Genomic DNA, 15,555 nt, shown 5'->3' with positions numbered 1-15,555 from the left:
GGCTAAGCCCGCTACGGCGAAGCCGCCGGCGACGGATCGGGCGACGGGCCCCCGGCCGGGGCCGCGGACTCGCGCGCCGGAGCCGGGAACTGCGCCGGATCGGGCACGAAGCGGATCTCCAGGGCGCCGTTGCGCAGTACCGCGCCGGCGATCCGGCAGCGGCGCAACACCGGCTCGAGCCGCAGCGTGCGCCGGTACGGCCCGACGGTGAGCACTATCTCCTCGTCCCGGCGCAGCAGCCCCATGGCGCGGCGGTCCGCGCCCGGCAGCGGCACGCTCAGCACGTAGCCGTCCCCGGTCTTGGCCACCGCCGGCTCGGGCGGGTGCGCGGGCGCGCCGAGCCCGTCGGCCTCGCCGTAAGCGGCGGCCGCGACCACGGCGAGCTCCTCCAGGCCGAGCGGCTCGCACGGCCGGTAGGGCACCTCGTGCCGGGCCACGCCGGCGAAGACCTCGGCCAGCTGGTCCGCGGCGATCTGCTGGGCGGCGACCCAGCCGCGCGACCAGCTGTCCCGCGGCGCCTCGACCACCTTGCGGTTGACCATCAGCGCGTCCAGGCGCAGCCCGAACAGGGCCAGCGCGCAGCGGGCCGCGCGCAGCCGGTCCAGCCCGACCACGTCGGGCGTGGCCACCAGCCGCACCGAGCTGAGCTGATGCGCCAACACGTCCTGCGCCGACGCGCACTCCCGGAGCATCCACTCCGTCAGATCGACCAGGGCGGTCTGCGGCAGCGGCAGCCCCGCGAACGTCGCCAGCATCGGCCGCAGCGCCCGCGCCGCCTGCGTCTGCACCGGCCGGGCCCGGGAGAGCCAGTCGCGCGCGGCGACCGGAAGCGTCAGCAGCCGCAGGGCCTGGCCCAGCGGCGGGCCGTCGACCACGACCAGGTCCCAGGCCCCGCCGTCGACCGCGGCCGCGATCTCGGCCAGCGCCAGCGGCTCGCCCGCTCCCGGCGGCGCGAGCAGCTCGGCCGCGTCCGGCGGGGTCAGCCCGATGGTCTCGGCGAAGCCGCGCACCCGGGACACGGCCTTGCCGTACCACTGCTCGAAGGCGGCCTGCGGGGCGAAGCACTGGGCGTAGAGCAGCCCGTCGACCTGCGTGGGCACCAGCCCGACCGGGTGGTCGAGCACGGTGGACAGGTCGGTGCCGTCCCCGTCCGAGCCGAGCGAGCCCAGCGAGAGCAGCAGGGTCCGCATACCGCGCTGGGCGCCGTGCGCGGCCGTCGCGGCGGCCAGCGTGGTCACGCCGCTGCCGCCCTTGCCGGTGAACAGGATCAGATTGGTCACGCGCGCGGCGCGCTCGGGCGCGGGCCCGGCCTGCGCCGGACCCGTCGCCTGCTCGGGGCCGCGGTTATCGGAGAGACTCAACGCGCTTCTTCAAACCGGCCAGGGCCCGGTCGATGATGACCTTCTCCATCTTCGACTTCATCAAGCCGAGCAGGGGGATCTTCGTGTCGACGGCCAGGGTGTACTCGACGGTGGTGGCGGCCCCGTCGGCGGACGGGGTCAGGGTGTAGGCGCCCTCGAGCGAGCGCAGCATGTCGCCCTTGACCAGGCTCCAGCGCACCGCGTGGTCGCCGTCGAAGGCGTAGGCCAGCTCCTGCCGGTCCCGCAGCGCGCCCCCGTCGATCACCAGCAGGACCCGCTTCGCGCGGCCGGTGGCCGGATCGGTCTCGAGGACCTCGGCCTGCTTGACCTCCCCCGTCCAGTCCGGGTAGGCGGGCAGGTCCGCGATCACGGCCATGACCGTGTCGGCGGGCGCGCCGATCTCGATCGAGGCCCGGGTGCGGTCCGCCATCGGTTCCCTTCCCATCGCGTCGTTCGCCTGGCTTGCCCAGAGTATCGTGTCGCTCCGGTGCCAGGGCCGGACAGTGCCCCGGAAATCTTCCCCGGACGCTATGGCTACCGGCCGGTAATAAGTTGTACCGTCGAGACGCGGGAATATTCGCGTCCCGTCCCCTGGATTTCTTCAGCGCGAGGAGCCTGCACGTGCGCGAGTTCACTGTCGAACCGTTGTACCGGGTGCCCGAGAGGGCGAACCTGACCGACCTGGTCCACAGGAACGCCGCGGAACTGCCCCAGCACGCCGGCCTGGCCCGCAAGGTCGACGGCCGCTGGGCGGACGTGACGTACGCGCGCTTCCTCGCCGAGACGCAGGCGACGGCCAAGGGCCTGGTGGCGCTGGGGATCGCCGCCGGAGACCGGGTCGCCATCATGTCCCGCACCAGCTACGAGTGGTCGCTGCTGGACTTCGCGATCTGGGAGGCCGGCGCGATCCCGGTCCCCATCTACGAGACCTCCTCGGCCGAGCAGGTCGCCTGGATCCTCGCCGACTCCGGCGCGGTGGCCGTGTTCACCGAACTGACCGCCAACACCGCGACCGTGGAAGCGGTGCGCGACCAGGCGGGCACGCTCAAGAACATCTGGCAGATCGACCCGACCGGAGCGGACGCCCCCGGCGCGCTGGCCATACTGGCGCAGGCGGGCAAGGACGTGGCCGACGAGGTGCTCGAAGAGCGCCGCGCCACGCTCGTCCCCGAGTCGGTCGCCACCATCATCTACACGTCCGGCACCACCGGCCGCCCCAAGGGCTGCGTGCTGACGCACGACAACCTGCTGTTCGAGGCCGGCAACGCGGTGGCGCTGCTGACCCGGATGTTCAACGGCGAGGACGCCAGCACGCTGCTGTTCCTGCCGCTGGCGCACGTGTTCGCACGGATCATCCACATCGGCACGCTGATGTCGCGGGCGAAGCTGGCGCACTGCGGCGACACGAAGCAGTTGCTGCCCGAACTGGCCACCTTCCGCCCGACGTTCCTGCTGACCATCCCGCGGGTGCTGGAGAAGGTGTACAACTCGGCCAGCCAGAAGGCGCACGCCGAAGGCAAGGGCAAGATCTTCGACGCCGCCGCCTCGACCGCGATCGCCTGGGCCGAGACGAAGGCCGGCGGTGGCAACGTCCCGTTCACACTGAACCTGAAGCACAAGGTGTTCGACCGCCTGGTGTACTCGAAGCTGCGCGCAGCCCTCGGCGGCCGCACCACCCACACCATCTCCGGCGGAGCCCCCCTCGGCGAGCGCCTGACGTATTTCTTCGGCGGCATCGGCCTGACGGTGTGCGAAGGCTACGGCCTCACCGAGACGTCCCCCGCCATCGCCGTCAACCCGATCGACGCGATCAAGCCCGGCACCGTCGGCCTCCCCCTGCCCGGCACCACGCTGCGCATCGCCGAAGACGGCGAGATCGAGGCCAAGGGCAAGATGGTCTTCGCAGGCTACTGGCACAACGACGCCGCGACCGAGGAGGTCATGACGTCCGACGGCTTCTTCCGCACCGGCGACCTCGGCGAGCTCGACCAGGACGGCTACCTGCGCATCACCGGCCGCAAGAAGGAACTGCTCGTCACCTCCGGCGGCAAGAACGTCGCCCCCGCCGTCCTCGAAGACCGCATCAACGCCCACCCCCTGGTCGCCCAGTCCATGGTGATCGGCGACGCCAAGCCCTACATCAGCGCCCTGATCACCCTCGACCCCGAAGCCCTCCCGCACTGGCTCTCCCAGCACGGCAAGCCCGCCGACACCCGGCTCGACGCCGTGGCCAAGGATCCGGAACTCGTCGCCGACATCCAGGAAGCCATCGACGAGGCGAACAAGGCGGTCTCGAAGGCGGAGTCCATCCGCAAGTTCGAGGTCCTCCCGGTCGAATGGACCATCGACGCCGGCCAGCTCACGCCGAAGCAGTCCATCCGCCGGCACGTGCTGACGGCGGAGTACGCGGAGAAGATCGAGGCGATGTACGCGAAGTGAGGCGTGGAACGCCTCACGGGAGATAGCCCGGCCCGGCCTCAGGCTTGCCCGAGGCTGAGCCGGCCCGCCGTGCGCACGCCCGAGGGTGCACACGGCCCGGCGCGCCCTCCCGGGAGTCGGTAGCCTCCGTCCACGTCCGTGGGCTCCGGCGTTTCCGTAGGCCGCGTCGTCTCCGTGGACTCCGGCGTCCGTGGGCTCCGGCGTCCGTGGGCTCCGGCGTCCGTGGGCTCCGGCGTCCGTGGGCTCCGGCGTTTCCGGAGCCCGCACGATAACTCCAGCACCGCGCCCTGCCCGATAGGCACGAACCACCCGAGACGACCAGCCGCAGCCCGCCGACAAGCCCACGCGACTCCGCCAGTCGCCTGCCTACCGTCGCCTGCCTACTGGACAAGCCCGCGCGACTTTCGCCGTCCCCTGCCTACCGTCGCCTGCCTATTCGACAAGCCCGCGCGACTTTCGCCGTCCCCTGCCTACCGTCGCCTGTCTACTCAACAAGCCCTCCGGCAACTCCGGCCTCTTTCTCCTCCGCCGATCAGCCGCTAATCCGCCGCCGCCGGCGCCGTCGAGCCCCGCTCCACTAACTGGGCCTCAACCATGACGATGCGCGGCTCGTCGCCGACCTCACCAACGTCGTCCAGCAGAAGCTCCATCGCGCGCCGCCCCATGTCCTCCAGGGGCAACCGCACCGTGGTGAGCGTCGGGCTCAGATCCACAGCGAACGGCACGTCGTCGAACCCGACGACCGAAATCCGCCGCGGAACATGCTGTCCGGCGTCCCGCGCAGCCGCCAGCACCCCGGCAGCCATCAGGTCGTTGAGCGCGATGACAGCGGTGATCTCGGGATGCCGCGCCAGCAGATCGAAAGCCGCCTTTCGTCCACCCTCACGGGTGAAGTCCGCCTCCACAGTGGGCACCGATGCGTCAGCCGGAAGTCCGGCGAGCCGCTCACGCACCGTCAGCAGGCTCGCAGGACCAGAAACGACGCCGATCTTCGTATGCCCGAGTGCGGAAAGATGCTCAAGCGCAAGCCGCGTACCGGCGGCGTTGGCAGGCACGACGGCGTCGATCGCGGCCTCAGGACGTCGTCCGATCGCCACGACCCGCCCACCCTCGCGCTGAAACGCCTCGATGGCAGTGGCCAGCGGCCCGCTGACGTCCGGGTCCGTGCTTCCACTGCCGGCAAGGAGGACGCCGCGCGCGCCCTGAGCCCGCAGTCGGCTGAGGTAATCGAGTTCGAGTCCTGGATCGCGGAATGTGGCCGCCAGCATGACCATGGCGCCGGAAGCATGCGCGGCATGCATCGCACCGGAAGCGATGGCGGCGAAGTACGGGTCGGTGACTTCGTGCACGATCAGACCAACGGTGCTCGACCGCGCCCGCGCCAGAGCCTGTGCGTGCGGATTGGAGACGTAGCCGAGCCGCTCCGCGGCCGCCTCCACACGCTCGACCAGCGAAGCACGCACCTCTCGCCCGCCAGAGTGATGCAGCACCCGCGAAGCCGTCGCCAGCGAAACCTCCGCGGCCGCCGCCACCTGCTTGAGCGTCACCGCACCCGTCACCGGCCGCGCCCGTCCCGGCGCACCCCCGCCCCCGCCCGCGCCCGCGCCAGCGGCTGCTCCAGCACCCATGCCAGCGCTCGCCCCTGCACCCGGCGATGCCGAATGTGTCTTCGAGGCAGATTCCAGACCCGAACCCGAACCCGAGTCCGAATCCGAATCCGAATCCGAATCCGAATCCAAGCCTGATGCCGCATTCGTGCTCAAGTGCGCGGCTGACTTCGAGCCCGACCCCATTTCAGCCGCCGTCTTCTCCGCCGCCGTTCCGGCAGGATCCGTCTCCGTGGATCCCTGCGCCCCCGTAGCCGCGTCCCCCGCCAGCCACTTTGTTCCGGCGTCCGCAGCCTCCGCCGGCATCCTTCCCCCGGCGTCCGCAGCCTCCGCCGGCGCATTTCCCCCAGCGTCCGCAGCATTCGTTGGCCGTCTGCCTCTGGCGTCCGCAGCCTCCGTTGGCCGTTTGCCCTCGGGCTCCGCCGCCTCGGTTCCGGCCTGCTCAGCGCCCGCTGTCGCGTCCACCGCGTTCCCCGCTCTTGACCTCTGCTCACGCACGCCCCTACCCTACCGCTTGGAAAGCGCTTTCCAAATTGGCAAGCGCTGCGACACCCGCGGCTCTCCGCGACGTCCCAAGGAAGGCGACATGGCCCGGACAACTCTTGGCATCGTGATGAACGGCGTGACCGGACGCATGGGCTACCGGCAGCACCTGGTCCGCTCGATCCTGGCCCTGCGCGAGCAGGGCGGATTGCCGCTGGCCGACGGGCGGGTGCTGTGGCCCGAGCCGGTGCTCGTCGGGCGCAACGCGGACAAGCTCGAGGCGCTCGCCACCCGGCACGGGCTCGAGCACTTCACCACCGACCTGTCGGCCGCGCTCGCAGACCCTGCCAACCAGATCTACTTCGACGCCCAGCTCACGCCGCTGCGCGAAGCCGCGGTCAAGCAGGCCATCGCCGCGGGCAAGCACATCTACGTCGAGAAGCCCACGGCTTCCACTCTGGCCGGCGCGATGGAGTTGGCCCGGCTCGCCGACGCTGCGGGCGTGAAGCACGGCGTCGTGCAGGACAAGCTCTTCCTGCCGGGCTTGCTCAAGCTCAAGCGCCTGGTCGACGGCGGCTTCTTCGGCCGGATCCTCTCGGTGCGCGGCGAGTTCGGCTACTGGGTCTTCGAGGGCGACTGGCAGAGCGCGCAGCGTCCCTCTTGGAACTACCGGACCGAGGACGGCGGCGGCATCGTCCTCGACATGTTCCCGCACTGGCAGTACGTGCTCGAGCACATCGTGGCGCCCGTTCGATCGGTCTACGCGCAGACCGCCACCCACATCCCCGAGCGCCGCGACGAGCTGGGCAAGCCGTATCCGGCCACCGCCGACGATGCGGCCTACGGCGTATTCGAGCTCGAAGGCGGCATCATCGCGCAGATCAACTCCTCCTGGGCGGTGCGCGTGCACCGAGACGAGCTCGTGGAGTTCCAGATCGACGGCACGCACGGCAGCGCGGTGGCGGGACTGCGCGAGTGCCGCTTCCAGAGCCGCGCGGGCACACCGAAGCCAGTGTGGAACCCGGACATCCCCAACACCGAGCCGTTCCGCGCGCAGTGGCAGCCGGTGCCGGACAACGGCGAGTTCGACAACGGATTTAAGCTCCAGTGGGAGCTTTTCCTCCAGCACGTCGCCGACGACGCCGCCGGCGCCTCGTTCCCGCACGACCTGTGGGCCGGAGCCAAGGGCGTGCAGCTGGCCGAACTCGGCCTGGCCTCAGCCGCCGAGGGACGTCGAATCACCGTGCCCGAGCTCGGCCAGGACGCCTGATGTCGGCCTCGCGCACCGTATTCGCCGCCGCGCACGTCGTCGCCGACCCGGTCGCCGCCCAAGGCCCCGGCATGCCTGCGACGCTCGACTGGGACGCGACGCTCGCCTTCCGGCACCGGCTCTGGTCGCTCGGCCTGGGCGTGGCCGACGCGATGGACACTGCTCAGCGCGGCATGGGCTTGGACTGGGCGGCCACCAAGGAACTGATCGAGCGCTCGGGCACCGAAGCCAAGGCCGTCGATGGACTGCTGTGCTGCGGAGTGGGCACGGACCAGTTGCCACTGGCCTTGGATCAAGAGTATCCGCTGTCGGCGATCGGCGACGCATACGAGGACCAATTGGACGTGGTCGAGGGAGCAAATGCGCAACCTGTGATCATGTGCAGCCGCGCATTGGCCGCTTCCGCGCGTGGCCCCGAGGATTACGCAACGGTGTACGACCGGATCCTCGCGAGGGCGCAGCGACCCGTGATCCTGCACTGGCTGGGCGACATGTTCGACCCCGCGCTGCGCGGCTACTGGGGCAGCGCTGATCTCGACACGGCGACCGACGCTGTCCTTGAGATCATCCGCCAGCACGCCCCGAAGATCGACGGCATCAAGGTCTCGCTGCTGGATGCAGACCGCGAGATCGCGCTGCGTCGGGCGTTGCCGGAAGGCGTGCGGCTTTACACCGGTGACGACTTCAACTTCCCCGAGTTGATCGCCGGCGACGAGCAGGGCTTCAGCCATGCGCTTCTGGGCGTCTTCGACCCCCTGGCCACTCCTGGCGCCGAGGCGCTCGCTCTCCTCGACGCGGGCGACGTGGCCGGCTTCCGAGCAGTACTCGACCCCTTGGTCCCGCTCGCGCGGCACATCTTCGCCGCGCCGACCCAGTACTACAAGACCGGTGTCGTCTTCTTGGCTTACCTGTCGGGATTCCAAGATCACTTCCGCATGGTCGGCGGGCTCGAATCGGCGCGGGACACCACGCATTTGCGGCAGCTGTTCGCGCTGGCGAACGAGGGCGGGATCTTCCCTGATCCGGATCTCGCCAGCAGTCGCTTCAACGGCCTGGAGCTTGAGGGGCCGACCCGTGACTGAGCATCTTTCGTTGAATCAGTGGACCACTAAGGGCTGGTCGCTCGCCGAGGCCGTCGCCGGCTGCGTACAGGCAGGCGTGCCCGGTATCGGGCTATGGCGGGACAAGGTCGCCGAGCACGGATTGGACGCGGCCGCGCAACTGCTGGCCGAGTCCGGTCTGACCGTGACGAGCCTGTGCCGCGGCGGCTTCTTCACCTCGCCGGACTGGAAGGCCGAGAACGAGGCGGCCGTCGACGAGTGCGTGGCCCTCGGCACGGACGTCCTCATACTGGTGGTGGGCGGACTGCCGCAAGGAGGCAAGGACCTCGTGGCGGCGCGTCGCGCGGTGGCGGACGGCATCGCCGAACTCGCGCCGTACGCTCAAGAGCGAGGCGTCAAACTGGCGATCGAGCCGCTGCACCCGATGTTCTGCGCCGATCGCGCCGTCGTCTCCACTCTCGGTCAGGCCCTCGACTTGGCTCAGGAGGCTGAACACGAGACCGGTTGCGACAACGTGGGCGTATGTGTGGACACCTACCACATCTGGTGGGATCCGCAGGTGTTCGCGCAGATCAAGCGGGCTGGAGCGGCCGGCCGCATCCACGCCTTCCAGGTCTGCGACTTCCTGGTGCCGATCCCGGCCGACGCGCTTCTGGGACGCGGCCACGTCGGAGACGGCGTGATCGACATACCCGAGTTCGTTCGCGCCGTGCGGGCCACCGGGTACGACGGGTTCACCGAGGTTGAAATCTTCAACCAGAAGGTATGGGACACCCCGGGTGAGCAGACCTTGCGAACCGTGATAGACCGGCACGAGCAGTTGATGCGAGCGTCGGCCGAGACACCCGGGTCGGCGGCGACCGACCGAGAATGAACGAGGGGCGGAGGCGATCCGGAGTGGACAGCGGGATATCGCGCATCCTGGTCTTCACGAAGACCACGGGCTTTCGGCACGACTCGATTCCCGCCGGAGTGGAGGCCTTCGAGCGACTCGGTCTCGAGCACGGCTTCGCGGTCGAGGCCAGCGAGGGACTGCACTCCTTCCGCAAGGACCGGCTGACGCGGTACGACGCGGTCGTGTTCCTCTCCACCAGCGGCGTGGTCCTCGATGAAGAGGGCCGGGAAGCGCTGGTGGAGTACATGGACGGCGGAGGCAATTGGCTGGGCGTACACGGCGCTTCCACGACGGAGTACGACTGGCCGTACTTCGGCGAACTGGTCGGCGCCTGGTTCGACCAGCACCCGAGCATCCAGCCGGCGGTGATGAAGGTCGAGGACGGCAACCACCCGGCGACAGCCCACCTCGGCAGCACGTGGACGCGGACGGACGAGTGGTACTCATTCCGCCGCAACCCTCGCGCCGACGTGAACGTGCTGCTGTCGGTCGACGAATCAGGCTACGAGGGCGGAACCATGGGTGCTGACCACCCGATCGCCTGGTGCCGCGAGTTCAGCGGCGGCCGTTCCTTCTACACCGCGCTCGGGCACGCCGACGAGGCTTTCGAAGACGTCTTGTTCCAGCAGCACCTGCTGGGCGCGTTGAACTGGCTGGGCGTCACGACTGCGGGCGTGCAGGAGCCGGCCTAGGCGCCGAGGCGGCACTGCGCGCAGCGGGTCCCGGCACGCCGAACTATGCCACGCAGCCGGACCATCGTTGCCACCGATGAGCCGCAGGCCAGCCGAACCAAGCGCGTTGCGGGCTACGCGGGCCCGCCCGTGAACAGGGCGGGTCCGCCAGGCCGGTCACAGTCCGAACTGCTTCAGCTCAGGTCGTCCGTGTGCGGATCCACTCGAGGGCGGCCTCAGCTTCAGCCGAGAGCACCGAGATGTGACCGACGCCCGGGCTCATCCGCAGCTCAGCACCCCGCACGTGATCGGCGAGCCAGCGTGTGTGTGCGGCGGGGACCATCCTGTCGTCCTCGCCGTGCACCATCAGCAAGGGGCCGTTGATCGCGGCCAGGTCGAAACCCCACGGCCGGACGGTGGCGAGATCGTCGTCGATCAGGCCGTCGAGTCCCTGCTCGAACGCCTTGCCGGACGTGATGTTGAGCCAGCTCCAGTCCGCGCGCAGCGCATCGTGGTCGAGCTGCGTGAAGACCGACGGGTCGAACTCGGCAGCCGTCAGTTCATGCTCCAACGCCGCGCGTCCCTGCACCGCCGCCTTCAGTTCGCCGTCGACACCCATGCCGTCGAAGTAGTCGAGCCCCTCCGCACCGTACGGACCGACGCAGGCAAGCGTGACCGTCGCCACCACCTGGTCGGGCAACAGCGCCGCACACGCGAGGGCGTGCGGTCCGCCGCCCGAGTAGCCGACCACAGCGAACCGCGTCAGACCTTGCGCCCGCGCCACCGCGGCGACATCCGCAGCTGCCGCAGCGACGTCGCGACCCGGCTGGCCTGTAGAGCCTCCGTACGACGGGCGGTCATACGAGATCCAGCGCAGGCCTCGCGCGGTGGCGGCCTCGAACAGCGGAGCAGGCGGCTCACCGAAGCTCGGCGAGCCGTGCAACCAGAAGACCGCCAGCTCCGGGTCGTTCTCGGCGTGGGTGTCGTAGTAATGCAGGTTGCGGCCGTCGGGCAGTTCGAGATCGTGTTCGCGTACCGTCAGCATGCTTCAGCCTAGGCACGACCACCGACAGATGTCGATCAGCTGCCCGCCCTACGCTGCCTCGCGGCCTCGTAAAGAATCACGCTCGCCGCGTTCGCCGCGTTGAGCGAGCTCGCCGCGCCGCCGATCGGAATGCGGACCAAGCTGTCGCAGGCCTCGCGCCACGCCTGGCTCAGACCGTTCGTCTCGTTGCCGATCGCCAGCAGCGTCGGACCGGTCAGGTCGAACTCGCCGACGTCGGCCTCGCCGTGCTCGTCCGTGCCTACGAGGCGGATCTCCGTCCCCTGCTCGCGCTGTTCCGCGATCCACGCCAGCACCTCGGCGCTGGACGGCACCCGGACCGTGGGCAGCGCGAAGAGCGAGCCCGTGCTCGCCCGGACACACTTCGGGTCGTACGGGTCGGCCGCGTGGCCCGAGACGAGGACGCCGTGCGCGCCGAAGGCATCGGCCGACCGGATGATCGAGCCCAGATTTCCGGGACTGGTCGGACGGTCGAACACGAGGCCGAGGAACGCCTCGTCATCGGGCACCTCCAGCCGTCCGAAGTCGTCCTCCGGCGTGCCGAGCACCGCGAGCAGCTCCGGCGGGGCGGTCTCCTTCTCGCCGAGTTCGGCCATCAGTTCACCCGTCATGCCGTATTGCGGCGCGCGGCTTGCCCGCAGCGTGTCGGCGGCCCAGCGGCTGAGCGGGCGATCGAGGTCGAAGATCAGAGCACGCACGGGCCAGCGATAGCGCAACGCGAGCGTGATCGGACGCACTCCCTGCACCAAGAACTGCCCTGCGCGGTGGCGTTTGGCGCGGTTGCCGAGCAGCGCCTCCCATTGCTGGAAACGGGCGTTGCGCGTAGTGATCCTTTCCATGACAACGAGCCTACCGAGCCCGCGGTTCCCGACTGTTGTACTCATCTGCGGGCCATGGATAGAGTTTCGACCGGTCCGTAAGGGAAACGGACTGTCGGACAAAGGGGGAAGACGTGGCCGTCGACGACCTGCCCGGACCGGTCGTGACCTTCCTGAACGTCCTCGGGGTGCCGTGGCCCTACATCAACGAAGACGACGTGCACCACTTCGCCACCATTGTCCGCGAGTTCGGCCAGGCGGTGCAGAAGACACACGAGGACGCGACCGAGACTCTCAGCGGATTCGCCCAGGCGTATCAGAGCTCGGCCACGCAGCAGATGCAGTCGGGCTGGGCCGAACTCGCCGCGAACCACGTGCAGCCGCTCGTCGAGGGATCGGCGGTGTTGGCCGACGCACTCGACGTGGGCGCGGCGTTCATCGTGGCTCAGAAGGTCGAGGCGATCGCCGAGCTGATCGGGATGGCCGCCGCGTTCGTCGCCGACCAGGCCGCCTCGGTGGCGACCTTCGGGCTCGCCGAGACGGCCGTGCCGCTGATCATAGAGGCCGGCAAGAAGCTGCTGGAGACGCTCAAGCAACAGATCATCCAGTACATCACCGGCCAGATCATCGAAGCCGCCGCGAAGCCGCTGTTCGAGAAGATCGAGCAGGCGCTGTCCGGCCTCGACTGGTCCCAGACTTCGGCCGCGGCCGGCCCGAGCAGCGGATTCTCACTCGACTTCGAAGAGGCGGCCAGTCAGCTCTCGGTCCTCCAAGGCCACGCCGAGACCATGCGCGGACACGCTCAGACGTTACGTTCCGGGCTGCAGGGACTGGAGTTCTGATGGCAGAGGGCGGAGAAGAGAAGGCCATCTTCGTCGGCCTCAAGAACGACGCGGAGAAGGCCGTCCCGAAGATAGCCGAGCAGCATGGCGACGTCCTCGACTCGGCCGTACAGCGCGGCGGCAAGTGTTTGACCGCTGCCTCGGAGAACGAGACGGCGGTCACGGGGAAGATCACGGCCGAGATGCCCAAGGACCCGACGAAAATCGAGGCCAAGGCGGTCGAGGGCCCCAACGCCGCCCCCGAGGAACAGGTCAAGGGCACAACGCTGCAGCAGCGGCTGGATGACGGCGACGACGGCAGGGCCACCCCGAATACGCCCACGCCTAAGTACGACAATCAAGCGTTGCGCGACTCGCCGAACTTCAACGATGAGATCGACGACGCGCTTCAGGGCCGCAGCGTCAGCCGCGAGCAGTATGATCAAATGCGCGTCCAGCCCACGAACGACCTATCGTCGGAGCAGATCGACGACGTCGTGTCGGTACGCAACTCGATCCAGATTCATGACGGCCAGATGGTCACCAAGGTGCTGCACCCGGACGTCTACAAGGCCTACATGGACAATGCCGCCCACATGCCCGACGGCAAGGCGTTCGATCCCACGCAGTGGGGCGGTTCGATCGCCCGCGGCACGGACACAGCCGACCTGACCACTCCGGGAGCGCTGCGCCAGGATCTCGCGTTGGACGATGGCGGCGCCGGCTGGAGCCCGGTGCAGGGCGACGCGACCTCTGCCTATCAGCTGCGACTGCCCGCGCCGGAGAAGCTCGACGGCTTGTCGCCCACCTACGGCACTGTGGCGCAGGACGGTGCCGATGCAGGCGCACTCCAAACGAAAGCCGACGAAGTAGCGCAGGCGGCCGGCCAGGGCAGCGGAAAGGTCTGGGACGCACCGTTCACCGGGACCGGATACACCCAGGGAGGCGTGCCAGAGTGGAACGCTCCGCGCGACACACTGCCCGACGGCTCCGAGATCTGGCAGATGAACGCGGACGGGACGGAGTCGGCGGCCGGCTACTTCGATAAGACCCTTGGAAAATGGAGGCCGTTCCAATGACCACCTTTCAGGAACGCTTCCGCTATCGGGCCGTCGAGACCGCCGTCTACCGCGGCACGCCTTACCAGGCCGGAGGCAGCGACCGGATCAAGCCGTTCATCTCGCTCATCCTGCAGAGCGACGATCCGGCGCCCCCGGGCCTCCAGCCGTACGGAGCACCCGAAGATGCCGTCTACCTGGTGGATCCCGCCGAACTCGACGAGTGGTACCGGTCACGCTGGACCTACACATGGCGCGGCGAGCCGTTCACGAGTATCGGGCTGTCCGAAACCGGCATGCTGGGCGGCTATTACGAGGGCTCGAACGTGAAGTTCGCCGACGAGCACCTCCGACGTGTGGGAGCCATCGAGTACGACGGCAATGTGCCACTGGACGAGGTGGACGACCTCACCGAGCACCGCGAGGACCTGCTGCAGGCGTGGCAGAACAGGCAGGCGACCTAGATGGGCGCCGCGGACGAGTATCGGACGGGCACATTCGCCGTGTTCCAGGGCCGGACGTACGTGGCGAGCTCGCAGACGAACATCAGGCGGGAGATCACGATCCTGCCCGAGGACGGCCGCGAGCAGAGGGTGGGCGTCGACGAGCTCGAAGAGTGGTACCGGACCTCCTGGACGTTCATCTGGGAAAGCCAGCCCTTCAGCGTGCTCGGCGTGCAGGATGGCAAGATCAAGGGGCAGTACAAGGGCGGCTCGCACATGTTCGCGTGGGAGATGCTCGAGCGCGAGGTCGCCTCCGAGGGCTCGCACCAGATCTACACCATCAGCCTCGACCCGGAGCACGTCCAGCATCTGACGGAGCATCGGGAAGACCTGCTGACCCAGTGGAAGGAAGAACGGCAGCCATGACCAGCACCCCCGGCCTGTCCCCGAGGACGGTCATCCAGCTGCCGATTCCCCGCGAGCTCGCCGAACTCTACGCAGGCAACAGCATTGTTCCGGGGCTCTTCGAGCCCTTCCGGATGTGGGGCCTGTGCTCGCGCATGGTCGACGTGGTGCGCGTGGACTCGGGCGCACAAGCGCGGGCGATCCACGGGCTGAGCGAGGCGGCGGACGAGTTCCCTGAGGGTGACGGGCTGTTCGTGCTGCGGTTTCCGGCGTCCTGGCCTGGCCTGTTCGCGGCATCCTTCGGCGGGCAAAGCACGGCTGGCGCGGCAAGGCTGGGCTCGACACTGGTGCTGCCGCCGCCGTTCCTTGGTACGGGCTACACCAAGTATGCGCCGACTGCTGTTCCAGAGTACTGGCTCGAACTGACAGAGATCCCTATCGGCGCCGAACTGTGGCACATGAACGAAAGCGGCGGTGACGGCTACGAGGCAGGCGTGGCCACGTACACCGGTCGTCACTCAGGCTGGCGCTCGTTTCCAGCGGCGGAGGAGCACGGCCTGCGCTCGGGGAGGGCTGCCGAAGCTCCTACCGGCAGCGTGAACCGGGGCCTACTGATCGGCTACCAGAGCACGATCTACCCCGCCGATTTCGGTCCGGACAACGGCACTGTGACCGCCTACCGCACGTCGATGGACGGGTCGGTATCCGCACGCAAGTTGACTGAACCTCAGTGCGAGGAGGTCTCCTACTTCCGGCTGCTGTGCACGTGGCGCGATGCTCCGTTCGAGATCCTGGCTCTCGGCGAGCAGGATGCGACGGTCGCGCTGACGTCCGGCAACGCCGAGCAGGCTGCACAACTCGGTCTGGCGTCGGCCGGCAGGCATGCCTGGCGGGCGCAGGCGCCGAAGGCGGAACTCCAGGATGTGACCGAGGAGACGCGGAAGATCGGTGTCCAGCCACGCCTCGGCACGTGATCTGAAGATATGACGGCTGCTCACATCGGGTGAATTGACCTCAAGTCTCTTGATCAGTCGGCAAACTGCTACTTACCGTGGATCTAGCCATGGCAGACAGGTAAGCACGCGGGGTGAACGAACTGATCAGGGGAGGCAGATGACGAATCCGAGGAAGTTGCGGCGGTAGTCCGCCATCGACAACTG

At 68.8% G+C, this 15,555-nt stretch carries 15 protein-coding genes; 10 read left to right on the top strand and 5 right to left on the bottom strand.

All coding sequences use genetic code 11. From position 1 onward, the window contains the following. Positions 1 to 11 precede the first annotated feature (11 nt). Both ACTRO_RS44195 and ACTRO_RS31205 read right to left on the bottom strand, forming a co-directional pair. Complete coding sequence (locus tag ACTRO_RS44195) at positions 12 to 1,361, bottom strand: ArsA family ATPase (RefSeq protein ID WP_084316655.1); 1,350 nt, start codon at positions 1,359 to 1,361, stop codon at positions 12 to 14. Next, on the bottom strand, positions 1,345 to 1,791 hold the full coding sequence (locus tag ACTRO_RS31205) for an SRPBCC family protein (protein ID WP_034268883.1): 447 nt from the start codon (positions 1,789 to 1,791) through the stop codon (positions 1,345 to 1,347). The genes ACTRO_RS44195 and ACTRO_RS31205 overlap by 17 nt, the downstream gene beginning before the upstream one ends. A 191-nt stretch (positions 1,792 to 1,982) precedes the next feature. Between ACTRO_RS31205 and ACTRO_RS31200 the strand changes: the two genes are divergently transcribed. Next, positions 1,983 to 3,800: an AMP-dependent synthetase/ligase gene (locus ACTRO_RS31200; protein ID WP_034268881.1), complete on the top strand. Its 1,818-nt coding sequence runs from the start codon at positions 1,983 to 1,985 to the stop codon at positions 3,798 to 3,800. A 539-nt stretch (positions 3,801 to 4,339) separates the two neighbouring features. Here ACTRO_RS31200 and ACTRO_RS31195 read toward each other — a convergent pair. Next, positions 4,340 to 5,347, bottom strand: coding sequence for a LacI family DNA-binding transcriptional regulator (locus ACTRO_RS31195; protein WP_034277527.1), 1,008 nt, complete (start codon positions 5,345 to 5,347; stop codon positions 4,340 to 4,342). Between the two features lie 646 nt (positions 5,348 to 5,993). On the opposite strand from ACTRO_RS31195, the gene ACTRO_RS31190 reads away from it, so the two are divergent. The 4 genes from ACTRO_RS31190 to ACTRO_RS31175 are packed head-to-tail and all read left to right on the top strand — an operon-like array spanning position 5,994 to position 9,808. Further along, entirely contained in the window at positions 5,994 to 7,160 is a 1,167-nt protein-coding gene (locus ACTRO_RS31190) for a Gfo/Idh/MocA family protein (protein ID WP_034268878.1), read from the top strand. Next, a complete protein-coding gene (locus tag ACTRO_RS31185) occupies positions 7,160 to 8,242 on the top strand; it encodes a dihydrodipicolinate synthase family protein (RefSeq protein ID WP_034268875.1) in 1,083 nt (360 codons plus the stop codon). Before ACTRO_RS31190 ends, ACTRO_RS31185 begins: the two co-directional genes overlap by 1 nt. Then, positions 8,235 to 9,095 carry a sugar phosphate isomerase/epimerase family protein gene (locus ACTRO_RS31180; protein WP_051451662.1) on the top strand — a complete coding sequence of 287 codons (861 nt, stop codon included), beginning with the start codon at positions 8,235 to 8,237 and terminating at the stop codon, positions 9,093 to 9,095. Before ACTRO_RS31185 ends, ACTRO_RS31180 begins: the two co-directional genes overlap by 8 nt. Before the next feature lie 23 nt (positions 9,096 to 9,118). Beyond that, positions 9,119 to 9,808, top strand: coding sequence for a ThuA domain-containing protein (locus ACTRO_RS31175; protein ID WP_034268872.1), 690 nt, complete (start codon positions 9,119 to 9,121; stop codon positions 9,806 to 9,808). A 178-nt stretch (positions 9,809 to 9,986) separates the two neighbouring features. Here ACTRO_RS31175 and ACTRO_RS31170 read toward each other — a convergent pair whose 3' ends face one another. Next, a complete protein-coding gene (locus tag ACTRO_RS31170; RefSeq protein WP_034268870.1) occupies positions 9,987 to 10,832 on the bottom strand; it encodes an alpha/beta fold hydrolase in 846 nt (281 codons plus the stop codon). A 35-nt stretch (positions 10,833 to 10,867) separates the two neighbouring features. Next, positions 10,868 to 11,689, bottom strand: a complete 822-nt coding sequence (locus ACTRO_RS31165) for a TrmH family RNA methyltransferase (RefSeq protein ID WP_034268865.1) — start codon at positions 11,687 to 11,689, stop codon at positions 10,868 to 10,870. Positions 11,690 to 11,802: 113 nt separating this feature from the next. Here ACTRO_RS31165 and ACTRO_RS31160 point away from each other — a divergent pair, with 113 nt between their 5' ends. The 5 genes from ACTRO_RS31160 to ACTRO_RS31140 are packed head-to-tail and all read left to right on the top strand — an operon-like array spanning position 11,803 to position 15,369. Beyond that, positions 11,803 to 12,510 (top strand): WXG100-like domain-containing protein, encoded by a 708-nt coding sequence (locus ACTRO_RS31160; RefSeq protein ID WP_034268862.1) that lies wholly within the window; start codon positions 11,803 to 11,805, stop codon positions 12,508 to 12,510. Next, on the top strand, positions 12,510 to 13,568 hold the full coding sequence (locus ACTRO_RS31155) for a hypothetical protein (protein ID WP_034268860.1): 1,059 nt from the start codon (positions 12,510 to 12,512) through the stop codon (positions 13,566 to 13,568). The genes ACTRO_RS31160 and ACTRO_RS31155 overlap by 1 nt, the downstream gene beginning before the upstream one ends. Beyond that, positions 13,565 to 14,011 carry a hypothetical protein gene (locus ACTRO_RS31150; RefSeq protein ID WP_034268858.1) on the top strand — a complete coding sequence of 149 codons (447 nt, stop codon included), beginning with the start codon at positions 13,565 to 13,567 and terminating at the stop codon, positions 14,009 to 14,011. Before ACTRO_RS31155 ends, ACTRO_RS31150 begins: the two co-directional genes overlap by 4 nt. Further along, positions 14,012 to 14,416 carry a hypothetical protein gene (locus tag ACTRO_RS31145; RefSeq protein WP_034268855.1) on the top strand — a complete coding sequence of 135 codons (405 nt, stop codon included), beginning with the start codon at positions 14,012 to 14,014 and terminating at the stop codon, positions 14,414 to 14,416. Further along, positions 14,413 to 15,369: a hypothetical protein gene (locus ACTRO_RS31140; RefSeq protein ID WP_034268854.1), complete on the top strand. Its 957-nt coding sequence runs from the start codon at positions 14,413 to 14,415 to the stop codon at positions 15,367 to 15,369. Before ACTRO_RS31145 ends, ACTRO_RS31140 begins: the two co-directional genes overlap by 4 nt. The last annotated feature ends 186 nt before the right edge of the window (positions 15,370 to 15,555 follow it).

It is taken from the genome of Actinospica robiniae DSM 44927, assembly GCF_000504285.1.
Taxonomy (GTDB): domain Bacteria; phylum Actinomycetota; class Actinomycetes; order Streptomycetales; family Catenulisporaceae; genus Actinospica; species Actinospica robiniae.
Note: the sequence above shows the minus strand (reverse complement) of the source record. Positions and strands in the feature narration are given on the sequence as shown.